The organism is Acidimicrobiia bacterium, from assembly GCA_018057765.1.
Classification (GTDB): domain Bacteria; phylum Actinomycetota; class Acidimicrobiia; order IMCC26256; family JAGPDB01; genus JAGPDB01.
In genome coordinates, this window is the sequence record JAGPDB010000001.1 from 193,743 (window position 1) to 218,725 (window position 24,983).

The following is a 24,983-nucleotide window of genomic DNA, read 5'->3' on the forward strand; positions in this document are numbered from 1 at the left end:
AAATTCGGCACGTGACTGAATACTGCTCTAGAATGTATCCTTCATGTAATTAACAATATTTCCGGCAGAAATATGCCAGGTGGTGCAAAATGGCCCGTAAAGGCAGAGCGAGACGATTTAAAGAGGCTCGAGAGCTAAAAGAGGGATTTGACGACGGTCTTTTCGAAGAGACGAAATCATCCTTAGCTGAAGTTGAAGAAGGTCAAGAGGGTTGGAAATCCTTGGATAAAGAGGATTCTGATACTGAAGTTGAACACGAACGTATTACAGATACGAAAGACGATGATTACGATCCTTTAATGGACTAATCGCTAAAAAGACCAGGCCCTTAAGTCGAGTTACCCTAATTAGGACAATTCAACCAAGGACCTGGTCTTTTAGTATTATTAGCTTTTATTGTTTCAAGAATGTAATTGAACGTCCTAGTTTTCCAGCACGACCTGTACGACCTATACGGTGACAGTAATCTTGATAAATTCGAGGTGTATCGTAATTAATAACGTGACTAACGTTAGGAATATCAATACCACGAGCTGCAACATCAGTAGCAACCAATACTTGAACAACGTCATCTTTAAATTTTTTCAAAGCGCGTTGACGGTGTGGTTGAGATTTATCACCATGGATAGATTCTGCACCAATACCCTCGTCATTTAAACGATCACATATTTGTTGAACAAAAGATTTTGTTTCACAGAAAATGAGAACTTTATCAACTTCTTTTTCATCAAGAATTTCTAGCAGTTTCTCCCACTTTTCCATTGTGTTACGAGCATAAGCTACATCTTGTTGGACATTAGCTGAAGTGTCCCCTGTTTTAACAGATACAGTTTCAGGATTGTTCATAACAGTTCCAAGAAGTTTTTTAATTGGTTCTGTCATTGTCGCAGAAAAACAAAGAGTTTGTCTGTCTTCTGGGATTTGAGCAATAATGAAACGAATATCGTCGATGAAACCCATATCTAGCATAAGGTCAACTTCATCTAAAACGAAAGTTGAAACATTTCGTAAATCTAAACAACCTTGTTTGAAAAGGTCTTTCAAACGTCCAGGTGTTCCGATTACAATGTGCGGATCTCTACGCAAAGCTTGCTTTTGCTTGTGGATTGAAAGACCACCAACACAAAGTGTTGAATAAAGTTTCATACCATGAGAAAAACTCTTGAACTCTTGTTCAATTTGTTGAGCAAGTTCGCGAGTAGGTGCAATCACTAAAGAGTTAACACCTTTAGAAGCATTTTGAAATAAAGAATTAATGATTGGTAAACAAAATGCTGCAGTTTTACCTGTACCAGTATTTGCAAGACCTAGAACATCTTTGCCTTCAAGTGCAAAATGAATTGTTTGGTCTTGAATAGGTGTCGGTGTAACATATCCTTTTTTTGTGATATTCTCAGTTAGTTCAGGGACAAAGTCAAAATCAACAAAAGCATGTTTAATTTCATGAGTTTGTTCTGGAGTTAGTTCTTTAACATCATTCATAAAAAGGTTTGGATCCAAAGCTTTCATTTTTGAACCGTAGCCTCCACGACCTCCGCGTCCACCACCGGAACCACCACGACCGCCGCCGCGTCCTCCGCCAAATCCTCCACCTGAACCACCACGGCTTGCGCCACTACGTGATCCACCTGAACGAGCGTTCCTTGATTCTGTACCTCGAGAATCTCCGCGATGATTTTTGAATCCTCCTGAGTTACGAGGCTTGAAGCCGTCACCATCACGAGATGAACGTTCTGATCTATCACCACGAGGACGGTCATCACGTGAACGACCTTCGCTACGCCCACGAGATTCAATGCGATCACGATCACCGCGATATTCATTACGTCCTTCAGAACGTCGATTTTGATCTCTAGCACCGCGGTCATCTCCTCGGTTACCACCGCGGGAATCTGAACGTCCTTCACTTCTTCTATTATTCGAAGATTCGCCTGAGCCTCTTGAAGAGCGGTCATTGCGATCTGAACGTTCTGATCTTTCATTGCGACCTTCGGAGTTCCGGCGCGGATCGCTTCGCCGACCTTCGCTAGATTTATCATTTGATGATACGCGCGTATTGCGAGCAGAACCTAGACCAATGCCACGACGACTACTTGGTTTTTCTCTTGAATTTCTTTTTTCGCCAGATTTAGGCGTTGAATCATTATTAATATCAGACATAAAGTCATTACTCTTTTCTATTTAATTATTTGTCTTGTAACAAGGACGAATAACAATAGAATTTTCATGATAAAAATTACTAGTAATTTATTACTCGCACGTGAGGATATACATCCTATCACATAAATACTATTTGCACTAATTGGCTATCGAAGTAGCTAAATCTGGACCTTACCTATTTCTAGGATCATCGATTTCTGTATCGATTCCAAACTTTTCTAATGCCTTAGTAACCATATGTGGTTCTATATCTCCACTTTGTGAGAGTCCATCTAATGTTGCAACAACAATATGTCCAGCGTCAATTTCGAAATGACGTCGTAAGGCGTCGCGAGTATCACTAAATCCATAACCATCAGTACCGAGTACCACGAATGGTGAAGGTACAAAACGCGAAATCATATCAGGTAAAGATTTCATAAAATCGCTAACAGCTATAATTGGACCTTGAACTGAACCCAAAGTTCTTGTTATAAATGGTACTTTTGCCATAGCTTCTGGGTGTAAACGATTCCAACGTTCACATTCCAAAGCGTCATTGCGCAATTCACCATAAGAAGTAACACTGTAAATGTCTACAGCTACATCAAATTCTTCGGCCAAAACTTTTTGCGCCTCAATCGCTGCTCCCATTGATGAACCAGAAGCTAAAATATTAGCCCTATATGAACACACTTTTTCTTCAGGTTTATAAAGATAGATACCTTTAATAATTCCATCTTCAATTTCTGTTTCACCGATTGTTCCCAATCCTGGCATTGCAGGTTGGATGATATTCTCATTGTAAGTTGTTATGTAATAGAAACCTTCTTCTGGAGCTTCCCCATACATCTTCTTTATACCATCGCGTACTATCACAGCCATCTCAAAAGCAAAAGCAGGATCATAGGCTTTACAGTTAGCAACTGTGGACGCTAAAACCAATGAATGGCCATCACAGTGTTGTAGACCTTCACCAGTAAGAGTTGTACGACCAGCGGTTGCACCAATCATAAAACCTTTACCACGCATATCGCCAAAGGCCCAAATTAAATCACCAACGCGTTGGAAACCGAACATAGAATAGAATACAAAAAATGGTATGAATGTTTCACCAAGTGTTGCATAGGCTGTACCAGCAGCGGTAAAGCTGGAAAGTGATCCAGCCTCTGTAATACCTTCTTCTAGAATCTGGCCGTCCTGAGCTTCCTTATATGAAAGCATTAGACCAGAATCAACAGGATCATATTGCTGGCCATGAGGAGCATAAATTTTAACTTCGCTAAACAATCCGTCAAAACCAAAAGTACGACCTTCGTCTGGGATTATAGGAACAATTCTTTTACCAATTTCTTTATCTCGCAATAAGGAACGCAACATACGACTAAATGCCATTGTTGTAGATGCCTCAAGCTTCTCGCCAGAACCTACAAGTATTTCATTATAAGATTTATTATCTGGCATTGGAATTTGTTTAGATCGCACAACACGCTCAGGAGAATATCCACCTAATTCATTTCGACGTTTAACCATATATTCATATTCAGGAGAATCGAAACCAGGATGGTAATATGGAGGAGCCCCTTCTGATTCAATCATCTCATCTGTGATTTCATCTAAACGTAAAGTTGTACGAAATCTTTTTATATCGTCAAGATTCATTTTCTTAACTTGGTGTGTAGCATTACGTGAAGCTATTTGGTCTCCTAGAGTCCATCCTTTAATGGTTTTAGCTAAAATTACTGTTGGCTTACCTTTAGTGTTGGTAGCTTCTAAGTATGCTGCATAAACTTTTTTGTAATCATGGCCACCACGAGGTAGGCGTTCGATTTCCTCATCGCTTAGTATTGAGAATATTCTTTGTAGTTCTGGATCATCACCACAAAACTTTTCACGAATTTCGCCGCCACTTAATGTTGATAATTTTTGGAATTCCCCATCTACAGTCTTGTTAAGTTTTTCAACAAGTACACCTTGCGTATCGAGATCAAAAAGAGCATCCCATTCTCTACCCCAAATAACCTTGATGACGTTCCATCCGCAACCATGAAAAAGCGATTCTAATTCTTGTATTATTTTACTGTTTCCTCTGACTGGTCCATCAAGTCGTTGTAGGTTACAGTTAATTACAAATGTAAGATTATCAAGACCTTCATTCGCTGCCATACGCAAAGCAGTGACAGATTCAGGTTCATCCATTTCGCCGTCACCACAAAAAGCCCAAACTCGAGAGTTCGATGTATCAACAATATCTCTATTAAGCGCATAACGATTAAACCGTGCTTGGTAACAAGCATTTATAGGACCTATACCCATTGAAACAGTTGGGTATTCCCAAAAATCAGGCATACGTCTAGGGTGAGGATATGAAGGCAAGCCTTTACCTGTAGTTTCACGTCTGAAATGATCGAGTTGCTCGCTAGAAAGTCTACCCTCTAAGAATGCGCGTGAATACATACCAGGTGCAGCGTGGCCTTGATAATAAATTTGATCGCCTACACCATCACCGTTTTTGCCTTTAAAAAAATGATTAAATCCAACTTCGTAAAGTGATGCTGCTGACGCATACGTAGAGAGATGTCCACCTAATCCATCGAAACGATGGTTTGCTCTATCAACCATTGCGACAGCATTCCAACGAATTATTGAACGAACCTTACGTTCCATATTCTCGTCACCAGGAAACTCTGGCTCTTGATCTGTATCTATCGTGTTAACATAATCCGTTGTTATTGGAGTGGGAAGATCAACACCGTTTTCTCTTGCATGATCCATAACTTGAGTAAGTACATAATCAGTTCTTTTCAATCCACGATTTTCAATCATTGAATCTACTGATTCAATCCATTCTTCCGTTTCTTGTGGGTCAATATCTGGCAATTTGGTCATACATACAATCTAGGCCAAAAGCATGTGCAGATGTGATATTTAGATACTTGATTTGCTTACTTAAGTTAATTCTTAATTCTTGAACTAACAATATATTTAATAAATGGTCAATATAGAACTTGCAACTGCTATACCCCAGGGGGTATACTAATAGTAATAAATAAGGAGAAATAAATGTGTAGAGCGACAAAGTGTAAGAACTGCAATAAAACAACATGGGCAGGATGTGGAAATCATATCGATTCTGTAATGCGCAATGTTGCAGAATCAGATAAATGTAAGTGCCAAAGAGATCAGTCTAATAAGAATAGCCACGGATTTTTATCTAAAATATTTGGTAAATAAAATCTAATTACAGTTCCGAGAAAAGAGCCGCGATGACACAAATACCAGGTGATATAACACCACAAATTATTACAAGACTTAAAAAAGTCCAAGGCCAATTAGGTGGTGTTGTTCGTATGATCGAGGAAGGACGCGACTGCGAAGAACTTGTGACACAACTAGCGGCGGCAAGCAAAGCATTAAACCGAGCAGGATTTACAATAGTTTCACAAGGTTTAAAAGAATGTGTAAAATCTGGCGACTCAAGTGGCATCGATGAAAAAAAGCTAGAAAAAATGTTTCTAGCTTTAGCGTAGAAAGTAAAATTTTATGAGAACAATAATTATTGGTGGAGTTGCTGGTGGAATGTCTGCTGCAACAAGATTACGAAGATTAGATGAGAATGCGGAAATAATAGTTTTCGAAAAGGGAAATGAAGTTTCATTTGCCAACTGTGGACTCCCCTACTTTATTGGCGATGTGATAAAAGACAGAGATGATCTATTACTACAAACACCTACAAGCCTAAATGATAGATACAACTTAGATGTACGAGTTAATCATGAAGTTATAAAAATTACTCCTAATGATAGTTCTGTATTGGTAAAAAATACAAAAACGAATATTGAAGAAAGCTTTGAATACGATAATTTAATATTATCAATGGGAGCATCACCATTTATCCCACCAATCGATGGAATAGAAAATGCATTTCCACTCCGCGATATGTATGATGTAGATCGCTTAGTTGTAGCCACCGAACAAGCAGTAATAAATAATGAATCAGCTGTAGTCATTGGCGCAGGATTCATAGGTGTTGAAGTTGCAGAAAACCTCAAAAAACGAGGACTGAAAGTAACAATAGTTGAGCTATCCCCTCAAGTACTTCCTCCTCTAGATATAGAGATGGCTTCATATGTTGCAGAAGATATCATAAAAAATGGTGTAGAGCTTAGATTAAACACTTCAGTAGAAAAAATTACGAATAAAACTGTCACTCTTTCTACTGGAGAAATAATTGAAGCAGGAATGGTTGTAGCAAGTATAGGTGTAAGACCAGAGACAAAATTGGCTAGTGAAGCCGGGCTAGAAATTGGTGAAAGAGGTGGCGTTGTAATCGATGAATTCCTCAGGACTTCAAGAGCTAACATTTACGCAATAGGTGATATGGTTGAAAAACATGATATCCAAACAGGGAATTCTGTATTAATCCCATTAGCAAATCTTGCAAATAAACAAGGTAGACGAGCAGCGGACATCATTGTAGGGAGAAAGCCAAGTTCATCTGCACAAGCATTGGGCACAGCAATAGTTAAAGTTTTTGACCTAGCAATAGCAACTACAGGAGCCAGCGAGAGATTATTAAAATCACAGGACAGAAATTTTAAAGCTATCCATACCCACCCTTTGGACCATGCAGGATATTATCCAGGTGCAGAAACTATGCATTTAAAAACACTTTTTGATCCAGAGACAGGAGAATTACTAGGAGCACAAGGTATTGGTTCATCGAGTGTAGCCAAAAAAATAGATGTTATTGCAACAGCAATATTTGGAAATATAAAAGCTAATGAATTAATAGATCTCGAGTTGGCATATGCCCCACCTTACGGATCAGCAAAAGATCCCATAAATATGATCGGCTATATATCTGAAAATATATTGCAAGGAGAAAATACGATTTCGCCAGATCAAATACCATCCGAATGCACACTAGTAGACGTACGTACTAAAGAGGAATATTATGAAGGTACAATCCCTGGCGCAATAAATATTCCGTTAGATGAATTACGATCAAGGATTAATGAATTCCCAAAGAAGAATGTAGTGGTATTTTGTCAAATGGGTCAACGGGGCCACAATGCAATAAGCATACTTAAGCAATTAAAAATAGAGAGTTCTAATTTAGATGGTGGTTACGAGACTTGGATGTCTTTTGAAAAAGCAAAAAATATTTAAATAGGATAAATGCTTCCATCATAATTTAAAAACTTTCCGTTATCATTAGGATCAAAATTCTCTATTAACTTATATAACGCGTCTGAGGCTTCTTCTGGAGTGAATTCACCATTAGGATTCATTTCTGTTATGACTTCATTCGGATGAACCGCGAATGTTTTAACATTTTCAGGCAAATAATCAACTAAACATTTAGTAAACATAACTAAAGCAAGTTTGCTTGCCCTATATCCACTAGTTCGCGTTTTCTCATTAAAATCATCTTGAAAAGAAGCACGTTTACTTGCGACGTTTACTATAAAACTATCCTTGTTTTTCATTAAATCTATAAAGTTTTTTGCAACCATCATTGGAGAAATAGCATTAACATCAAACATTAAAAGAAGTTTGTCTCTATCAAAACTAGGAATATCGCTAACAAACTCTTTGCCACCAAATATTGCAGAACTTCTCGCCAATCCTGCATTGTTTATAATTAGATCAACAGAACCCTTTTCTGTTGCAATTTTTTCTGCCGCTCTTTCAATAGAAAGATCACTAGTAACATCTAATAATATTTTTTTTACATTCTCAACTTTAGTACCATAATCTATAGCTTCGTCCAAATTTCGAACACCTGCATAAACATAAAAATTATTCTCTGCAAGATGCTGAACTAAAGCCCTACCAAGACCCCGAGCTGCTCCTGTTACTAATGCTGTTTTCATGAGTATTATTTTAGCAATAGCTTATGATAATCTTTCATTGAGTTGAGGAAATATGCGAGTTCTACAAATAATGGGAAGATCAAGTGACGCAATACATCAACATGTGGATTCTTTAAATACAATACTTAAACGTAATAAAATCACATCATCTATAATTGCTCCTGTTGGCGCTATGAATGGCTTATGCAAAGAAGATTATTGTTATCCAATTCCTAGATTATCTAAACCACTCTCACTATATTCTTGCTCTAAAGAAGTAAAGAAACTAATCAACGATTTTGAAGTGTTACATGCGCATGGAATTATAGCGGCACTCATTGCTTTGCGTGCGAGAAAATTAGCTAAAAGTAAAATACCAGTTGTTATGACTCTTCACAACTTTGCAGTGCAAAGAATCGATGGGTACAAATTTTTTATTAAATATAGAATTGAATCCATAATTCTTAAAAAAGTTGATTATATAATTTGTCCTTCTGAATATGCTGAAAGCTACGCAAGAAAGTTTACTAATAATAGAATAGACATAACTACCATCCTCCCCGTTGGTAAGACCATATTAAAGAAGGATATTATTTCAGCTAATAATATTAGAGACCTTACACGTGATCATTTTTATATAAAGCACGATGATCCCCTTTGCATTTCACTGAGCCGATATACAAGACAAAAAGATTTCACTACCTTAATTAGAAGTTTTAAATTAGTTGTTGAAAAAATTCCAAATGCTAAATTGATCATAGCTGGTCATAGTACTTATAAAAGTACTGTTAAATATCAAGAATTATTAAAAAAGATTAAACTTGAAAATAGCATTCATCTGTATGGAAATATCAATAATCCAGATAACTTACTAGCAGCCAGCGATTTATTTGTATTAGCTTCAATCTTTGAAACTGTTCCACTTGTTCTGATTGATGCTTTAAAATTTGGAAAACCCGTAGTAATGACAAAAGTTGGTGTTGCTAAAAAGATACTCGATGGAACTAATGGAATATCCGTCCCGATACTTGATCCTCAATCATTATCTAAAGCATTAATCGATTGGTTAAATAAGATTAAAGAAGGAAAAGTTGATCCTAAATTAATTGAAAAATCAATTGAGAAAACTACTGATCTTAAATATACAATTGAACCCATTATTGAAATATATAATGCTCTGTCTCAAACTAATTAGTATTTTACTTAACTTCTAGCTTCTGCTTGTAGAAGTAAGTTTATAAGCCAAACCTAAAAATATTGTCGCACTTGCACCATCTAGCCATCTTTGAACTATCCTTCGTTTCAAAAATCCACCTAATTTATTCACACTAATTGCTAAAATTGAAAACCAAATAATAGCGACAACTACTTGAATGATAGATAATGCAATGAGTTGCGGGCCAATATTTTTCTGTCCAACAACAAACTGTGGCACGATAGCTACGAAATATAAGGCTGCTTTTACATTTAGTACATTTGTTAAAAAACCTCTAAGTATATATTTCTTTGCAGAATACGTTTTTATAGCTTTAGTATTCTCCGGCTCTTCTATATTTTTATTTTTAAAAAGATCAACAGATAATTGAATAGCTAGAAATATTAAATAACTAGCACCTATCCATTTAACTATTTCGAATGCCCTTGCTGATTTTAACAATAGAGCAGAAAGTCCGAATGTAGCAGCAGTACCATGCACTATAAGACCTGCACCAATACCAATCGCGCTAAAAACAGCTTCACGTTTACCATTCCTTAGTGATGTCCTCAAGACTAGAAGAAAGTCAGGTCCAGGTATAGATACAGCAATTAAAGCTGTAGTTGCAAATAAAATGTAATGAGCCATTAATATAGTTTAGTTCAACAAAGAAAAATTAAAAAATAGGGCAGGCATCACCTTCACCAGAAATTTCTGATGAAGTATCGGGAAATAACAAAGCCGTAGACTGAACATCTGGTCCAACTTCACGAGTTCGTTTCAATTCATAAAAGGCATTTAGTGAAATCATTGTAGAAATACCATCATATAATTTAAGACTATCTTGCATAGTTGGAAGTTCTGAAATTACTGGACCAAAAAATCCTCGATCTCCTTCAGGTGTTTCAAGAATCATGATAGGAACACCAACATCATCACCTACAGTTTCCAATGCAAGTTCTATGGATTTCTTTATTGCAATATCGTAACTCTTATCATTCTCTGCTTTAGCATATGTTTTGTCTAAACCAATTTCGACTAATACATCTACTAGCCAATCTGTATTTTTAGACGACTCAACATGTAGACGTTTCCCGATCTCAGTATAAAATTTTGCAACCAAATCATTTGCTTGTTCGCCACAATCCTGTTTAATTTTTTCAATTACTCTTAATAGGCCATGAGTCATACGCGCAGCAGGACCATATCCATCTTCGCTTGTATCATCTAACACATCATTTTTTGCTGCAAGGGAAAATGAACAGAATTCAATTTCTAGATCTCTCTGAGTTGCTACTTGAGTCATCCAACGTGATGTAATCCAGCACCAAGGACAAATAGGATCAATGTAAAATCTAATTTTCATGAAAATATCTTACAATATATACTCTGTTTTATCTCACACGTATGCGAATGTATATATGATGTAACATGATAAGCTGTTGATAAGTTTCTCAAATATGGTCAATTTGACTATCTGATAAATAAATCTTTTATTTATATCTGTGCTCGCTTAGAAATATAGTTGTTTTTCGAAGTAAGATAACTTTTCAAGTTTTTGATCCAATCAAAAAATGCGGACTTGGCTCAGTCTGGTAGAGCGTCACCTTGCCAAGGTGAAGGTCGCGGGTTCGAATCCCGTAGTCCGCTCCATTAAGCCTATTCAGGCACTACTATTCGAACCCCGTCTTGAGAAACATCTAGTTTTGATACTTGAAATGAGCATCCATATTCAACTTTTTTAATTTCTTCTAATGTTTCATCTAATTTATCATCATCGACAAAAGCTGCAACGCTAGGCCCCGAACCTGAAAGCCAAGTTCCAGAACACTCTAGAGATCTAAAACGATCGTATGCGAGCTTTGAAGGTATACATGCAGCCAATCTTGAGGGCTGGTGAATATTATCTTCAGTTACAATTTTTAAAACTTCATCATTAAAAGTATTGCCAGCCAACATTGCGACTAACATTGCAACATTGCCGATATTTTCAACTACTTGGATCTTAGGAAATTCATTAGGCAATATAGTTCTAGATTCTTTAGTTGAAGTTGTTACATCAGGTCTAAAAATTACTAAATTTAAACCCTGCTCTTCTGGTTTACAATCAAATCTAATTACATGTCCACCAACGGTTACACAAAAACCACCGTACGCGCTTGGAGCGGCATTATCATCATGACCTTCTAAATCACCTGCAATGCGAAATGCTAAATCGCGAGCATTGATTTCATCTTCTCCATTTTGTATTAATGCGCTATATGCGCCAGCGACTCTAGTTGCACCAGAAAAACCCATTCCACGAGCATAAGGTATATGGCTTTGCAACCAAATATTTTTAAGTTCTGTTACACCACCGGCTTTTTTGTATGCAACTATTGCCGGGTGAGATTCCTTTGCTGGTTCCCAGAAACCACCTCTTGGTTGTTCATTTAATGCTATTGAAAAATTTACATCGACTGCTAAACCTAAAGAATCAAAACCAGGACCAATATTGGCACTAGATGCAGGGGCGGAAACTATCATGACTATAGACTAGCAAAAATTATACTCCTGTGGAGCCGAACCCGCCAGTGCCTCTATCTGAATCTTCTAAATCGTCCACAACATTCCAATTGACACTCTCATATTTCTGGATGACGAGCTGAGCGATCCTGTCACCTTTTTTTATTTCGAAAGTATTACTTTGATCCGTATTTATTAATATAACCTTTAATTCATCACGATATCCAGAATCTATCAACCCTGGACTATTTAGGACGCCAATACCATTCTTTATTGCTAAGCCACTTCTTGGTTGAACAAAACCTGCATAACCTATGGGAATGGCAATTGCTATACCAGTTGGAACAAGTGCCCTCTCACCAGGTTTTATAATCAGATCAGCCGCACTTTGTAGATCATATCCCGCATCACCACGATTCTGAGCCTTTGGCAGGTTTACACTCTCATTTAGTTTACGCACTGGAATCGTTATTGTTGTTTCTGTTGTTGTTAATAATATATCTGACATGAAATTATTCTACTAAATCATTTTTAAGTTGTGCGATTGATGCAGTACTTAAAATAGCAGTATGTGTATACTGAGGATGATTGATGCTCAAGCTTATCTCATTATCACATTTTAAGAATTTTTCTCTTTGATCATCAGGAAATTCAAAGAATATATAGTGAACAGCAGAAGTCGCTTCATCATCACGTGTCAACCGTTCTTCGTCAAGTTCATATGCTTTTACAGTTTCATCACCAAAATTAATCTGAATATATTTCTGTATTCCTGCAAGTTTAGGGAGCCATTCCCTCAACTGAGATTCATTTGTTAATTCAATAAACATCGTAGATTTTAATATATTGCGAGAAGGGATTAAATCATTATAAACCTTTAACTCACCTTCTATTTTTTCATCTGTATAAAGTTTTTCTGCTCTTGCCATTTCTTGAATTTGAAAACGCATTGTTTCCTTATTCTCGAACATGAATGTTAAGAATTTACCTACATGAATCCGTCTTATCTTTTTGATAGCTATAATATTTTTACGAAATTCTTCTCGCTCTTTCTCATAGGCTCTTACATCTTTAATATCATCTAGCGTTAACATAATTTCTCTTTTCCTTAACTACACTCGGAATAACCTAAAGCCATTCCTCCATCTTTAATATCATCTAGCGTTAACATAATTTCTCTTTTCCTTAACTACACTCGGAATAACCTAAAGCCATTCCTCCATCTTTAATATCATCTAGCGTTAACATCATTCTTCTTCTCTTTTTTTTGTAGCTTTCACTTCTCCGTTAAACATTTCATTTCCATAAGCCGCATTAAGCACTTGTATGGGATGTACGGGCAAACGACCTGTACCTTCCTCAATTGCAGTATTTGCTAAATTGCAATCTCCTGCAACTAAGTTTGATTCTTTTTTATTGACAAAATCCATAAGTGGTTTTGCTATTTTTCTAGCCATAGAGACATTTTCTTTTCTTAGACCCCACGTGCCATCTATTGCAGAGCAACGCGTCGTCATTTCCACTTTTGCGCCAGTAAGTTTCATCAATAATGACGATTGCGGGCCCATATTTTGTGCTCCATAGTGACATGGTTGGTGCCATGTGATTGTGTCAAATGTTTGACCATCAAAATCCTTATTTAATGGACTGATTTTATGTTGCTTCATCAAATATTCACTTACATCATAAGTATTATCCGCCACTTTTTGAGCATCTTTTGAACCTAGATAGTCGATGTAATCTTTTTTCAAAACGTAACCACAAGTTGGTTGAGGAACAACAATATCGTATCCTTCATCGATTGCTTTTGATAATATCTCAACATTCTTTTTTGCATTTTTTGTAAAACTTTTTGTATCTCCTGCATCAAGATGTGGCATCCCACAACATACCTGACCTTTTGGCAATGTACATTCAATCCCATTTTTTTCGTATACACCAACAACGGCTTTACCTATATCAGGGTTTTGATATTCAACTAAACACGTTGGAAATAAAGCAACTTTCACATCACGCTTATTAGTAATATTGCTTGTACGTTTTTTAAACCAACTAGAAAATTTAGTAAATGTAAATGTAGGTAAAAGTCTTTCTTTGGAAATACCCGTTGCTTTTTCTATGATAACTCGCACTGGTTTTATCTCATTTGTTTTATTAAAGATAGGTGCAACTTTTGTTACTAGTTTTCCTTGCATATCTGTCTTAGCAAGAAGTTTTGCGGAACGCGTTGTTTTACCGTCTTGATTCATTATAGATAATGCACGTAACATTAAACGAGGAAAATCTATATTCCATTCTGTATCGGTTTCTGGATTATAAGGACAATTCGTGTAGCAAAGTTTACATTGGAAGCATTCATTGACTATTCGGTCATTCTCTTTTTGAGTTATAGCTGATGAATCACCTTCATGAATTTCATCTACCATTTGAAATAATGATTTGAAGCTATAACAATATTTAATGCAAAGTCGACAGTCGGCACATTGATGAAATGTTTGATCTAATTCTTTTTTTAAGTCTGCTTTATCGAAATATAGATCATCTAGTGGATCATATAATGAAGTTGTCATCTGTTTCCTTATATTTTAATTTTACCTATAATTAGCTATTGTGAGCATCGATCGTTCTTAAATAAACGCAATTACAATTTAGCTATTTAAGCAACACGACTAAGACCTATATATTTTCTGAACAAAGTGGAAAACTAAATTTTCCACTTCGCCCAGTATTAATAATTAGTTTATGCGTCTAAGTTTTCTAATGCTTTCGCAAAACGACCAGCATGGCTTGTTTCGGCGCGCGCTAATGTTTCGAACCATTCTGCCACTTCGTCAAAACCTTCATCTCTTGCGGTTTTTGCAAAACCAGGGTACATCTCACTGTATTCATAAGTTTCACCTACTACTGCAGATTTAAGATTATCTTCTGATGAACCAACAGGTTCTCCAGTAGCTGGGTCTCCACAATCCTCTGCTAAAAAGTCAAAATGGCCAAAAGCATGCCCAGTCTCACCTTCTGCTGTTGAACGAAATACTGCTGCAACATCTGGGTATCCTTCTACATCAGCTTTCTGGGCAAAATACAGATACCTTCTATTTGCTTGGCTTTCTCCAGCAAATGCTTCTTTTAAGTTTTCTTCTGTTGATGTTCCTTTTAGGGTCATCTTCTCTCCTTTGTTGTTTATTTACATTCTTTTCGCACATGACTTACAAATCCCTTTATAAATCACTTCGGTTTTATCAATTTTTCCATATTCTGATATTTTATTATTTATATAATCTTCGTTTCTTAAAACATCATAGACTGATTTACATTCGGAGCAGACAAAGTGGTCATGATCATCTTCAACGTATGGATCTACTCTTAGTTGCCCCATCCCCAAATCTATTAAATTAATAGCTCCAAGCGTATCTAAATCGCTGACTATCTGATAAACAGTCTTTAAAGATAGTGTTGGCTGATCTTTTGATACTTTTGCGAAGATCTCATCAATTGTAGGATGACTGTGGTTACCAGAAATAGCCTCTAAAACAGCTACGCGTTGTGGAGTAATACGTCCACCGCCACTTCTTAATAAACTCACGAGTTCAATAACTGATTGCATATCAACAATATATCACTATTAACAATCATTGTCAACAAGTGTAAATTTCCAATAATATTTAACAAAGATATTTAGGCTCCAAATAGCATTCATTGGTTTATCTGTCCACAAGCCAAAAACCTTATAATGGACATTTGTTGAAATAAGCCACAGAAAATCCACATAAAGAGGTACTTGTGATCCACAAAGTCTTCATGGGATAATCAAGATATGACTTTCCAAATAACACTCACAGACAACAAATATGAAACAATCGACTTAGCTGACGGATATGAACTTGAAGGGCCTTTAACGACTTTCTTTGCTTCTGATGGGCATACTATGCGACTTTCATCTTGGTCAACACGCTTAGCAAGCTTTAAAACATCTGAAATAATCTGTATCAGGAAAATTGACGAAAAATAAAATAGTCTGCCAGAACACATGTGATAACTATACAAAGTCTATAATTTTTAAATGGAATTTAATTATATACTTATAGGCATTTTAGTATTTTTATTAATTATAGCTATTTATGATCTAATTCAAAATAAACATACAGTCACACGCAACTTCCCCATTATTGGCCATTTAAGATTTCTCCTTGAAAAAGTTGGTCCAGAAATCAGACAATACCTAATCACTGATAATGATTCAGAAAGACCTTTTTCAAGAGATCAGCGTAGGATGATTTACTCAACAGCCAAGAAACAAAATACCAACTTTGGCTTTGGTACAGATCAAGATTTAGACAATACATCAAATTATATAATAATCAAACAATCAACATTCCCATTTATACCAGACAAAGATAGCGCTACAGGTGTTGGGCCAGATTGGAATTTACCATCTAAAAAAATTATTGGTGAATATAGAAATCGCGAAAAGAAATTTAGACCAAATTCTATATTCAATATTTCAGGAATGAGCTATGGCGCACTTGGTCCTTCAGCAGTCACCGCATTAAATAAAGGTGCAAAAATAGCTGGAGTTATGCAGTCGACTGGTGAAGGATCTATTAGCCCATATCATCAAAATGGAGGTGATTTAATTTGGCAAATTGGAACAGGATATTTTGGTGCTAGAAATCTTGACGGTACTTTTAGTGAAGAAAAATTTTTAGAAACTGTTGGAAAAAATCCTACGATAAAAGCAATTGAAATAAAATTAAGCCAAGGCGCTAAAGCAGGTTTAGGCGGTATATTACCTGCATCTAAAATCACTAAAGAAATAGCGGAAATACGCGGTATCAAAATGGGGCAGGATTGCCATTCACCAGCGAGACATAGTGCATTTTCAAATGCTGACGAAATGCTAGATTTCGTTGAAAGAATTAGTTCCTTAACTGGTTTACCTGTTGGTATTAAATCTGCTGTTGGCGATATATCATTTTTTCAAGAATTAGCATTTAAAATGTCCCAAGATCCAAGTAGAGGAATTGACTTTTTGACCATAGATGGTGGAGAAGGTGGAACAGGTGCAGGCCCGTTAACCTTTACAGATCATGTTTCATTACCATTTATGATAGGTTTTCCAAGGGTTTATAATATTTTTGAAGAGAATGATTTAATAAAAGACTTAACATTTATTGGTTCTGGTCGACTTGGATTACCCAGCCGTGCAGTTAGAGCCTTTACTTTAGGTGTCGACATGATTAATGTTGCACGTGAATCTATGCTTTCGATAGGTTGCATTCAAGCACTTAGATGCCATACTGGCCATTGCCCAACGGGAGTTGCCACATCTAATCATTGGCTGAATAGAGGACTGAACATTGATCGTAGTGCACTTAGGTGTGCTAATTATCTCATAGAGATGAGACAACAACTTGCTACGCTTTCTCACGCATGCGGTTTAGCTCATCCTGGTGAATTCACAGATAAAGACATCGAAATCATTAACGCACAACAAAATAGTGCAAATAGGACAGAATAATTTTTTCACCGGTATTTCTACTTTATAGGCCATATTGCCTATAATTTTACGATAAATTTGTGTCGATATAATATAGGTGAAAACTATATTAGAGAACTCGCGTACGACAAGGCTTGGTGCCACAGCTATCATTTTCATGATGTCGCTTTTAAGCAGTTTCATTCCTGATTTTTATAAATCTTCTGGCGCCATAATCTTAATATCTACTGCGCTATTTGCATGGCAGATATTTGAATCTATATTAAAAAATATAAAAACAGGAATCATATCTTTATCTGTTTCTGCATTATTATCCTGTTCATTAATATCTTTAACAATTATTAATTCAACTAACCCGAAAGATTTAGAAGCATTTACCATAGCTGTCGTATATTCATTTTTAACATTATTTTGTATTAGTATAGAAAACAACAGGTCATATTTTTGGATCTTTTTCACATTAATAATCATTTCATGTACGGCATCAAATTATTTATACAACGAAAGTAAGAATACGACATTAATTTCTATATTATTAGCATTGTCTTTAGCATGTTTTGGATTCATTGTGCATTCCAACTATATTCCACTTTTGAAAAAATTAGATATCGCCAAAAATAGAGCCGACGTTATGACAACAATTACAAAATTCTCACGAGAATTTCACACCCGTGAGCCTGAAGAAGTTATACGCAATATTGTCTCTGTAACAAAACAATTAGGATATATTTCTGCTGCTATTGTTTCCTTCGATCGTAGAAGTAAAATTGTCGAAGATGGCGTTAAAATTAATGATTTGTTACTATATGCTGAAAAGGCATCATCATTGAGAAGAGTGGTTATTGAATCAGCAAAGAGTCATAATAATTCACAGCAAAATGATATTGCATCTGCACCAATCTGGTTTAATTCCAGATATAGCGCGGCATTGATAGTACAGTCAGCAGCAAACAAGAAAATAACAGATAATGATTCTGCTGCATTAGAACTATTAGCTGATCAAGCTGGTAGAGCATTAGAAAATGCTGTAAAAACACAAAGTGATAGAAGAGCTGTTGAACGTTTACTCGATGAGAGCCAAAGAGATAAATTAACAAATATCGGAAATAGACGTTATGCGGATATGATGATATCCACAATGGAACCTGGTGATGTACTAGCCATGATTGATATTGATGGCTTAAAATCTACTAACGATAGATTTGGCCATGATGCAGGCGATGAATTATTAAAATCCGTTGGAACATTCTTCCAGGAACAAATTCGTGTACCAGATTTATGTGCCCGATTAGGTGGTGATGAATTTATAATTTTACTAAAAGGTGCTAAATCAGGGGCTCCGCAGATTTTAAACCGTCTCATTAAAATGTGGCAAGAAAAACAAATATATGAGACTACCCTTTCTATAGGTATGAGTGTTCATTGGCCTCACAGGGAGATTAATGAGACTATAAAAGCTGCTGATTCTGCACTCTACCAGGCAAAACGAGAAGGTAAAAACCGTCTTATAACAGCGAGTTAAGAGTTAAGTTAATATTAATTGGATAAAAAGTAGTACGAATATGACGCACTAGACGAATAACGCGAAATGGTTTAATATTATAGGTAACATATACCTAAGGAATGATTTGAGCGAAACATTTTTCAATAATGATACTGTAGATTTTGGTGGATTTATACTTAAATCAGCACGTGAGACTGAAGCAAATGGAGATATGAGATCTGCTTCAAAAACATATGCCCATGCTTGGCGTGCTGGCGCATCGGCAAATAATTTAGAGATTTCAAGTATTTCACGTTTAGAACTTTTCTCAGTTGTATTATTAATAAACGATTTGGTATTTACTTCAGTTTTATATAGAGATCTTATTTCAACTTTTTCATTAGATAATAGATTTCATTCTGCATGTGCTCACTATGATTTAGGAAAGCTATACCGCAATTCATGGGAAAATAATGAAATACTAAATCCATCAGATGCGACTAAACATTTATTAGCTGCAAAAGATGAGTTTTTTGATCTAAACGAATTGAGAAATACAGCGTGCGTCGAAATGGATCTTGCTCATATATATATGCACATAGATAAAATTGAACATGCTACTGAATTGCTCAGTTCAGCAAGGAACAAATGGGAAGAACTTTCTGAATTAAATGGGATGGCTGAATCTGCTTTAAGTTTGGGTGACTGCAATACATTAATAGGAAAGAACGAAGTAGCCGAAAAGTTTTATAGACAGGCATCAAATGAATTTGACCAAGCTGGCAACAATCTGATGAAACTAACTGATCGTAATTCTAATTAAGACTACTTACCAGAAATAATTATTTTTATTATTTCATCATGAATTAAGCCGTTTGTTGAAACGAATGTTGGTTCTCTAAAAGAATCTTTACCATCAAATGAAGTTGTACGTCCGCCTGCTTCTTCAACAATTAATTTTAAAGGTGCAACATCATAAGGCTGTACATGAGTGTCCAATCCTAAATCTATGGCACCTTCTGCCACTAACATATGCGACCAAAAATCTCCCATACCTCTTGCCCGCCATATGAATTTATTAAGATTATTTAGAGATTCTGGATAACCAGCTTTTTCGAACCCTGTAACATCGCCATAACTAGCTTGTACATCTTCGAGTTTAGATGTTTTACTTACCGATATACTTTCTCCATTAACAAAGGCTCCACCATTTTTTAAACCCATCCATCTTCTATGAAGACTGGGAGCAGATGCGGTTCCAGCCATTGGAATATCATCGACGCAAAAAGCAATCAATGTTCCCCAGACCGGTACACCTCTCAAAAAATTTTTAGTTCCATCAATCGGGTCAATAATCCATGTACGCGACTGAGAATGAATCTCTTTGCCAAATTCTTCACCCTCTATTTTATCATCTGGAAAAATGTCAAGGATTGCATCACGAATCTTAATTTCAGTTTCACGATCGACTTCCGTCACTGGCGACATATCATCTTTTGTCATTACAGAAAAATCTCTATCTTTAAATCTCTTTAGTGTAAATTTATCTATTTCATCACATAGTTGGGATATGAAATCGAATTCTTTTTGATATTTGATTTTCTCGCTAGCCATTACAACATTCTAGCTTATCTATTAGAGTTCAAATACAAAATTCAAGCTTTTAATAATGCAGCAAATGGTTTACCAAATTTCTTAAGTTCGCTTGAAGTAATTGTCTTAAAAAGAACAGTACCATGCATACGCATAAGAGATACCGTCTTGTTCGCATGTTCGACCATCATATCTTCAATTTTATCAGCCGCTATATCAATCAACGCTTGAGGCATGAAGCGAATATCTCTTAATAGGGTTGCAACGCCAATTTTACTAAGGCTCCACACAGTTTTCTCCATAATTTCAACTATCATCTGATCATCATTTTCATCTAACTCAATGAACATTTGCATTAGAGCAGTACCTCTTTTAGGTATTTTAAGTATCAATTTATCTACATCGTTATTAGTTGAAGTAATAAAACAAGTTTCGGTTGAAGTATTTTCTAAAACATATTTTCTTATATCGCTATATTTTGAAATTGAATCATAAATTTTTATTTTCATTAGAAGGATACCATCAACATCGCTAAAAGTCATCGTGCCTTTTTTACGATCTATATCGCACATACCTTTTACAGCATCGTATACTAAAGTTTCATCTTCTACTAAAACATCAAATGAGTTTTGAAAGTTTCGCTTAAATAACAATGCTGAGAGAAAAGATCCACAAGAGCTATAAGGTATTGGCTCGATACATGCCAATAAATCCCGTAGGTACGGGATGCTCTTAAATTTATCTTGAGATATAGTTACTTCATACTGGTAATTCATAATTATATATAGATTCTACGTCTTAATCTAAATAAATAAAGTATTTTCTTCTATAATCAATTTATGAGAGTATGCGCCATTGACTGTGGTAGTAATTCATTCCATTTACTAATTGCTGATGTTGAAAGAAAAGATCAATTTGAAATAATTGTAGAAGATAAATCGCTTCTATATTTAGGCGCGGAAGTAGCAACTAGTGGAGAGATATCGAAATCTAGCTTATTGCGCGCGAAAAGAGTTATACGACATTATAAGACTCTAATATTAAGACATAATGTTGAAGTAGTGAAATGTGTGGCTACTAGCGCAATACGCTCTGCAAATAATGGTGACCTAGTAATAAAGTCATTAACAAAAACACTAGGTCATGAAATAAAAGTGATCTCAGGTGTAACTGAAGCTGAATTAATTTTTCGTGGTATTTCTGCTGTTTCATCACTACCAGAAACAAGAGTATTAAATGTAGATATGGGAGGTGGTTCTCTCGAATTAATGGTTGGTCAACGTAATTTTTTAGAGTATGCAACTAGCGAACCATTAGGCGCCAGTCGACTTTCACGCACCCTTAAAGTATGCGACCCACTTAGTAAAGAAGATATAAAAGAGATAGAAAAACAATGCTCTAAATATTTCATAGATTTTAAGAAGCATTTTAGTAAAAGTTCATTTTCTAATATTGTTGTTTCATCTGGTACTTTAAATAATTTAGTAACTATGGCAAGGTCAATGACAGATAGCTATGTACCGGCTACTAACTCTAATGTTTCTGCTTCATCGAGTGAGCTAAAAATAATATGTGATCTTTTGATTTCAAGTAATAAAAAAGATCGTAATAAAATAATAGGTTACGACAACAATAGAGATGAATATATTCAAACAGCTGCAGTAATTTGTAATTACATTTCTACTATGGCCCTAGATGACTCTCCTTGGTACTCATCATCATTCGCTTTAAGAGAGGGTCTTGTTTTAAAAGTTGGTGATGAAATATTTAAAGAAGAATATACATCTCAAAAAGATATTGCAAACGCAACAATTAATACCATTGATAAGAAATTATTAGCATTAGAAAGAACAATAATAGCAAATAACAAAAAATCGAAGGTAAACATATATGAACATGGCCAATATGTGGCCAAGCTCACTTCAATAGTATTTTCTGAACTAAGTGAATTACACACATTGGATAATAACGAACTTGATATTTTGGAATATGCAGCAAGACTACATGACTTAGGTGAAACTATATCTAGAACAAAACATGATGTTCATGGAGCCTATATCCTCTTTAATACTCCCCTTCCAGGATTCTCGCCAAATGAAGCAACAATGTTACGTTCTATAGTTAGATGCCATAGGACAAAGAATCCGAAGACTTCAGATAAATATGTAGGACGCCTAAATGATAAAGATTTAGAAAAAGCGAAATGGCTAATTGCAATATTGCGTATTGCAGATGGTGCTGATGCTGGCAAATCAAATTTAGTCGAAAATATCAAAATATCAATAAAGCCTGATGTTATTTATATCTATCTTTTTTCAAAGTTTGATCTGGAATTGGAAGTATATTCAACACGTAGGAAACGTTTGCTTCTAGAAGAGTTATCTAATAGAGATGTCATTGTATCTCAAAGTGAATATTAATTTATGGGGCGACGTTTTCGATTACAGGAGCAGCTACAATAGGCATAGGATTTAATCTTGGAGCCCCTAATAACTCATACTCATGACCTTTTGCTAACACAAAATCAACATAAGAATTTGAATGATTATAGGCATAGACGGCTTGTCTTCTATATTCATCATTAGTTAAATTCGGAGCAGAAGAACATAAATACTGAGCTGTTGCTAGTGCTCCATCATAAAGATTTTGAGGGTCAAATAATCCATCACCATTGCCATCGCCTTTCCATCTATTCCAAGTGCCAGGTATAAACTGCATAACTCCCACTGCTCGATCCCATTCAGTGTCGCCATCATATAAACCTTTATCTGTGTCACGAATTGCAGCGAAGCCCTGACCGTTAAGAGGCACACCTATAATGCTTGGAGTAACTGTTCCGTTTGCACTAATAACAGCTCCACCGAATCTGCCATGATTAGATTCAGCCCTACCAATACCGGCTATCAGCCACCACGGAATAGCACATGTAGGATTATTCTGTGCAATAGTTTTCTCTGCTCGTAAATATGAGTCCATTGTCAGAACTGGTATGTCAAAGCCATCGAGTGAAGCTACTGGCAATACTGACCCAACTATACTTTTGGTAGAGTTAACTTCTTTTTGTTTAGCTAACATATCAGCAGATATAGTTTTTAAAATATTATTAATTTCTGTTACTTTATTATCTATTTTTACCTTATATGAATTGGCATCATCAACGCGTTTTTTTGTTTTATCCATTTTCTTTTTTAAATAGAACAAAACTTGATCAGCCTGCGAAGCACGTCTTTGAACATCAACAATATTTTCATTTGACTCCTTGTAGGCATCAGAGCTTTTTTGATATTGCGATATTACTATTGAATTAAGAGAATTTTGTATATTAGATAATTGCAGTTTTCTTGCAGCTAGATTATCTGTGGCAACAATTAATTCTGGTTGTAACACAACAGATTGATCTAATAGAGAATTCTGATTTTTTGTTAAAGCAGATAATTCTGCCTCGGCTTTTGAATAGCTAATCAGTGCTGTTGCAAGCTCGGTCTTCTTAATCGGCATACCTATTAATCGAGCATCTAAAAGTGGGAATGAATCTGGTGTAGATTTAGGAACAAAACCATCAGCATATGAAGGCGAGACATTTACACAGGCGATAGTTACAAATATGCTTATCAGCATGATATTAATAATGATTGTTCTGATAGAAACTCTTTTTTGCATCCCATTATATGTCGGCAACTAGATCTCATCTATGAAATAGTTTTAAAGTAATTCTTATTCGCAATATTCGTTTTATTACATCTATCAGGTAAAATAAACAAAATAATGCTTTCATTTTTATTAATTATGCGTTACATTAATGATGATATGTCGGATTTTTCAGGAAAAGCATTAATTGCCGCAGGGCGGATGATAAAGGCAAAAAGACGTCAACTTAATATTAGCCAAGAAGAGGCAGCCCGACTTGCAGGTATAAGTGTTGGCACTTGGAGTCTTTTAGAACGTGGTATCCATAGGCCAAAACCAAATACAGCTGAACAAATTGAAGAAGTATTGCAGTGGGATGATAATCGTTTACAAAAGATATGTGTTCAAAAAGAAGATAATAAAGAATTAATGATGGAGTTTGGAAATAGAGTTAGAGCAAGAAGAAGAGAACTTGGTCTCTCACGTCAATCAGCATCCTTCCAAGCGGGCATCAGTGTTTCGGGATGGCAACATATTGAACGTGGAAGAATTCGACCACGTCCACATACAGCTAAACGAATTGCAGAAGTACTCGAATGGGAGCTTGATGAATTTGCATTATTGCATGAACATCCAGTTCCCCCATCTACGATTCCTGGACTAAGTGAAGTTCAAACGAAACGTCTTGTAGATTTTGGTGAAAAAATTCGTAAAGCGAGAAAACGTGCGGACTTGACTCAAATTTCAGCGGCAAAAAAAGTCAATCTCAGTAATGCAACTTGGTCACCTTTAGAAAGAGGAAGAGTCCGCCCAGTATTATCAACACTCTTAAAAATTTGTTCACTCTTTAATTGGGACTATCGGGAATATGCAGATTTAGTTGCACCAAATTCTGGAGCATCTATGATTTTTCTAGATAATAAAATGCAGGAGCTCGAAGTTAATAGTATTCCAGGCACATCACTAAATGCACATATTAGTTATAATGGTGCAGAATACTATACAACGATAGATGATAAGTATAAAAATATTACAGAAGAGTTACTAAATCAAGACTCAAATCGCGCTTCCAACGAGTAAATCCTT

The 24,983-nt window shown here is 35.8% G+C and carries 24 protein-coding genes and 1 tRNA gene; 11 read left to right on the forward strand and 14 right to left on the reverse strand.

Annotation, left to right across the window (positions count from 1 at the left end):
* The first annotated feature begins 89 nt into the window (after positions 1 to 89).
* Entirely contained in the window at positions 90 to 308 is a 219-nt protein-coding gene (locus KBF89_01035; GenBank protein ID MBP9114913.1) for a hypothetical protein, read from the forward strand.
* A gap of 85 nt (positions 309 to 393) precedes the next feature.
* Here the strand turns inward: KBF89_01035 and KBF89_01040 are convergent, their stop codons facing one another.
* Together KBF89_01040 and aceE are read right to left on the reverse strand one after the other, a co-directional pair.
* The gene (locus KBF89_01040; protein ID MBP9114914.1) at positions 394 to 2,160 is read right to left on the reverse strand and encodes a DEAD/DEAH box helicase; all 1,767 of its coding nucleotides are present in this window, start codon (positions 2,158 to 2,160) and stop codon (positions 394 to 396) included.
* Positions 2,161 to 2,331: 171 nt separating this feature from the next.
* Positions 2,332 to 5,028, reverse strand: coding sequence for a pyruvate dehydrogenase (acetyl-transferring), homodimeric type (aceE, locus tag KBF89_01045; GenBank protein MBP9114915.1), 2,697 nt, complete (start codon positions 5,026 to 5,028; stop codon positions 2,332 to 2,334).
* A gap of 377 nt (positions 5,029 to 5,405) precedes the next feature.
* Between aceE and KBF89_01050 the strand changes: the two genes are divergently transcribed.
* A complete protein-coding gene (locus KBF89_01050) occupies positions 5,406 to 5,669 on the forward strand; it encodes a metal-sensitive transcriptional regulator (GenBank protein ID MBP9114916.1) in 264 nt (87 codons plus the stop codon).
* A gap of 13 nt (positions 5,670 to 5,682) precedes the next feature.
* Positions 5,683 to 7,311 carry an FAD-dependent oxidoreductase gene (locus KBF89_01055; GenBank protein ID MBP9114917.1) on the forward strand — a complete coding sequence of 543 codons (1,629 nt, stop codon included), beginning with the start codon at positions 5,683 to 5,685 and terminating at the stop codon, positions 7,309 to 7,311.
* Here the strand turns inward: KBF89_01055 and KBF89_01060 are convergent.
* On the reverse strand, positions 7,308 to 8,018 hold the full coding sequence (locus tag KBF89_01060; GenBank protein ID MBP9114918.1) for an SDR family NAD(P)-dependent oxidoreductase: 711 nt from the start codon (positions 8,016 to 8,018) through the stop codon (positions 7,308 to 7,310). The genes KBF89_01055 and KBF89_01060 overlap by 4 nt on opposite strands.
* Positions 8,019 to 8,088: 70 nt before the next feature.
* On the opposite strand from KBF89_01060, the gene KBF89_01065 reads away from it, so the two are divergent.
* Positions 8,089 to 9,192 (forward strand): glycosyltransferase family 4 protein, encoded by a 1,104-nt coding sequence (locus KBF89_01065; protein MBP9114919.1) that lies wholly within the window; start codon positions 8,089 to 8,091, stop codon positions 9,190 to 9,192.
* A 15-nt stretch (positions 9,193 to 9,207) separates the two neighbouring features.
* Here the strand turns inward: KBF89_01065 and KBF89_01070 are convergent, their stop codons facing one another.
* Both KBF89_01070 and KBF89_01075 read right to left on the reverse strand, forming a co-directional pair.
* The gene (locus KBF89_01070) at positions 9,208 to 9,840 is read right to left on the reverse strand and encodes a LysE family translocator (protein MBP9114920.1); all 633 of its coding nucleotides are present in this window, start codon (positions 9,838 to 9,840) and stop codon (positions 9,208 to 9,210) included.
* A gap of 28 nt (positions 9,841 to 9,868) precedes the next feature.
* Positions 9,869 to 10,558, reverse strand: coding sequence for a DsbA family protein (locus KBF89_01075; GenBank protein MBP9114921.1), 690 nt, complete (start codon positions 10,556 to 10,558; stop codon positions 9,869 to 9,871).
* 210 nt (positions 10,559 to 10,768) lie between these two features.
* Here KBF89_01075 and KBF89_01080 point away from each other — a divergent pair.
* A tRNA-Gly gene (locus KBF89_01080) sits at positions 10,769 to 10,845 on the forward strand.
* 6 nt (positions 10,846 to 10,851) lie between these two features.
* Here the strand turns inward: KBF89_01080 and KBF89_01085 are convergent.
* The 6 genes from KBF89_01085 to KBF89_01110 all read right to left on the reverse strand — a co-directional run bounded on the left by KBF89_01085 (position 10,852) and on the right by KBF89_01110 (position 15,301).
* Positions 10,852 to 11,718: a hypothetical protein gene (locus KBF89_01085; GenBank protein ID MBP9114922.1), complete on the reverse strand. Its 867-nt coding sequence runs from the start codon at positions 11,716 to 11,718 to the stop codon at positions 10,852 to 10,854.
* Positions 11,719 to 11,737: 19 nt separating this feature from the next.
* A complete protein-coding gene (gene dut / locus KBF89_01090) occupies positions 11,738 to 12,205 on the reverse strand; it encodes a dUTP diphosphatase (GenBank protein ID MBP9114923.1) in 468 nt (155 codons plus the stop codon).
* A gap of 4 nt (positions 12,206 to 12,209) precedes the next feature.
* Positions 12,210 to 12,791, reverse strand: a complete 582-nt coding sequence (locus KBF89_01095) for a DUF3501 family protein (protein ID MBP9114924.1) — start codon at positions 12,789 to 12,791, stop codon at positions 12,210 to 12,212.
* A gap of 153 nt (positions 12,792 to 12,944) precedes the next feature.
* Positions 12,945 to 14,267: a Fe-S oxidoreductase gene (locus KBF89_01100; protein ID MBP9114925.1), complete on the reverse strand. Its 1,323-nt coding sequence runs from the start codon at positions 14,265 to 14,267 to the stop codon at positions 12,945 to 12,947.
* A gap of 170 nt (positions 14,268 to 14,437) precedes the next feature.
* Positions 14,438 to 14,860 carry a rubrerythrin family protein gene (locus KBF89_01105; GenBank protein MBP9114926.1) on the reverse strand — a complete coding sequence of 141 codons (423 nt, stop codon included), beginning with the start codon at positions 14,858 to 14,860 and terminating at the stop codon, positions 14,438 to 14,440.
* 21 nt (positions 14,861 to 14,881) lie between these two features.
* On the reverse strand, positions 14,882 to 15,301 hold the full coding sequence (locus KBF89_01110; GenBank protein MBP9114927.1) for a transcriptional repressor: 420 nt from the start codon (positions 15,299 to 15,301) through the stop codon (positions 14,882 to 14,884).
* Between the two features lie 210 nt (positions 15,302 to 15,511).
* On the opposite strand from KBF89_01110, the gene KBF89_01115 reads away from it, so the two are divergent.
* The 4 genes from KBF89_01115 to KBF89_01130 all read left to right on the forward strand — a co-directional run bounded on the left by KBF89_01115 (position 15,512) and on the right by KBF89_01130 (position 19,500).
* On the forward strand, positions 15,512 to 15,706 hold the full coding sequence (locus KBF89_01115) for a hypothetical protein (protein ID MBP9114928.1): 195 nt from the start codon (positions 15,512 to 15,514) through the stop codon (positions 15,704 to 15,706).
* A gap of 51 nt (positions 15,707 to 15,757) precedes the next feature.
* A complete protein-coding gene (locus KBF89_01120) occupies positions 15,758 to 17,215 on the forward strand; it encodes an FMN-binding glutamate synthase family protein (GenBank protein MBP9114929.1) in 1,458 nt (485 codons plus the stop codon).
* 76 nt (positions 17,216 to 17,291) lie between these two features.
* Complete coding sequence (locus KBF89_01125; GenBank protein ID MBP9114930.1) at positions 17,292 to 18,716, forward strand: GGDEF domain-containing protein; 1,425 nt, start codon at positions 17,292 to 17,294, stop codon at positions 18,714 to 18,716.
* A 106-nt stretch (positions 18,717 to 18,822) separates the two neighbouring features.
* On the forward strand, positions 18,823 to 19,500 hold the full coding sequence (locus tag KBF89_01130) for a tetratricopeptide repeat protein (GenBank protein ID MBP9114931.1): 678 nt from the start codon (positions 18,823 to 18,825) through the stop codon (positions 19,498 to 19,500).
* 2 nt (positions 19,501 to 19,502) lie between these two features.
* On the opposite strand, the gene KBF89_01135 is transcribed toward KBF89_01130, so the two are convergent.
* Positions 19,503 to 20,291 (reverse strand): histidinol-phosphatase, encoded by a 789-nt coding sequence (locus KBF89_01135; protein ID MBP9114932.1) that lies wholly within the window; start codon positions 20,289 to 20,291, stop codon positions 19,503 to 19,505.
* A 41-nt stretch (positions 20,292 to 20,332) separates the two neighbouring features.
* Complete coding sequence (locus KBF89_01140) at positions 20,333 to 21,046, reverse strand: hypothetical protein (GenBank protein MBP9114933.1); 714 nt, start codon at positions 21,044 to 21,046, stop codon at positions 20,333 to 20,335.
* 63 nt (positions 21,047 to 21,109) lie between these two features.
* Between KBF89_01140 and KBF89_01145 the strand changes: the two genes are divergently transcribed.
* Positions 21,110 to 22,690, forward strand: a complete 1,581-nt coding sequence (locus KBF89_01145; protein MBP9114934.1) for a Ppx/GppA family phosphatase — start codon at positions 21,110 to 21,112, stop codon at positions 22,688 to 22,690.
* 1 nt (position 22,691) lies between these two features.
* Here the strand turns inward: KBF89_01145 and KBF89_01150 are convergent, their stop codons facing one another.
* Entirely contained in the window at positions 22,692 to 23,948 is a 1,257-nt protein-coding gene (locus KBF89_01150) for a lytic transglycosylase domain-containing protein (protein ID MBP9114935.1), read from the reverse strand.
* Positions 23,949 to 24,035: 87 nt separating this feature from the next.
* On the opposite strand from KBF89_01150, the gene KBF89_01155 reads away from it, so the two are divergent.
* Complete coding sequence (locus KBF89_01155; GenBank protein ID MBP9114936.1) at positions 24,036 to 24,977, forward strand: helix-turn-helix domain-containing protein; 942 nt, start codon at positions 24,036 to 24,038, stop codon at positions 24,975 to 24,977.
* The last annotated feature ends 6 nt before the right edge of the window (positions 24,978 to 24,983 follow it).

Excerpts from the sequence above, each read along its gene's own strand:
- KBF89_01035 (MBP9114913.1), top strand. The coding sequence starts at position 90 with ATGGCCCGTAAAGGCAGAGCGAGACGATTTAAAGAGGCTCGAGAGCTA.
- KBF89_01040 (MBP9114914.1), bottom strand. The coding sequence starts at position 2,160 with ATGTCTGATATTAATAATGATTCAACGCCTAAATCTGGCGAAAAAAGA.
- aceE (MBP9114915.1), bottom strand. The coding sequence starts at position 5,028 with ATGACCAAATTGCCAGATATTGACCCACAAGAAACGGAAGAATGGATT.
- KBF89_01050 (MBP9114916.1), top strand. The coding sequence starts at position 5,406 with ATGACACAAATACCAGGTGATATAACACCACAAATTATTACAAGACTT.
- KBF89_01055 (MBP9114917.1), top strand. The coding sequence starts at position 5,683 with ATGAGAACAATAATTATTGGTGGAGTTGCTGGTGGAATGTCTGCTGCA.
- KBF89_01060 (MBP9114918.1), bottom strand. The coding sequence starts at position 8,018 with ATGAAAACAGCATTAGTAACAGGAGCAGCTCGGGGTCTTGGTAGGGCT.
- KBF89_01065 (MBP9114919.1), top strand. The coding sequence starts at position 8,089 with ATGGGAAGATCAAGTGACGCAATACATCAACATGTGGATTCTTTAAAT.
- KBF89_01070 (MBP9114920.1), bottom strand. The coding sequence starts at position 9,840 with ATGGCTCATTACATTTTATTTGCAACTACAGCTTTAATTGCTGTATCT.
- KBF89_01075 (MBP9114921.1), bottom strand. The coding sequence starts at position 10,558 with ATGAAAATTAGATTTTACATTGATCCTATTTGTCCTTGGTGCTGGATT.
- KBF89_01085 (MBP9114922.1), bottom strand. The coding sequence starts at position 11,718 with ATGATAGTTTCCGCCCCTGCATCTAGTGCCAATATTGGTCCTGGTTTT.
- dut (MBP9114923.1), bottom strand. The coding sequence starts at position 12,205 with ATGTCAGATATATTATTAACAACAACAGAAACAACAATAACGATTCCA.
- KBF89_01095 (MBP9114924.1), bottom strand. The coding sequence starts at position 12,791 with ATGTTAACGCTAGATGATATTAAAGATGTAAGAGCCTATGAGAAAGAG.
- KBF89_01100 (MBP9114925.1), bottom strand. The coding sequence starts at position 14,267 with ATGACAACTTCATTATATGATCCACTAGATGATCTATATTTCGATAAA.
- KBF89_01105 (MBP9114926.1), bottom strand. The coding sequence starts at position 14,860 with ATGACCCTAAAAGGAACATCAACAGAAGAAAACTTAAAAGAAGCATTT.
- KBF89_01110 (MBP9114927.1), bottom strand. The coding sequence starts at position 15,301 with ATGCAATCAGTTATTGAACTCGTGAGTTTATTAAGAAGTGGCGGTGGA.
- KBF89_01115 (MBP9114928.1), top strand. The coding sequence starts at position 15,512 with ATGACTTTCCAAATAACACTCACAGACAACAAATATGAAACAATCGAC.
- KBF89_01120 (MBP9114929.1), top strand. The coding sequence starts at position 15,758 with ATGGAATTTAATTATATACTTATAGGCATTTTAGTATTTTTATTAATT.
- KBF89_01135 (MBP9114932.1), bottom strand. The coding sequence starts at position 20,291 with ATGGCTAGCGAGAAAATCAAATATCAAAAAGAATTCGATTTCATATCC.
- KBF89_01140 (MBP9114933.1), bottom strand. The coding sequence starts at position 21,046 with ATGAATTACCAGTATGAAGTAACTATATCTCAAGATAAATTTAAGAGC.
- KBF89_01145 (MBP9114934.1), top strand. The coding sequence starts at position 21,110 with ATGAGAGTATGCGCCATTGACTGTGGTAGTAATTCATTCCATTTACTA.
- KBF89_01155 (MBP9114936.1), top strand. The coding sequence starts at position 24,036 with ATGCTTTCATTTTTATTAATTATGCGTTACATTAATGATGATATGTCG.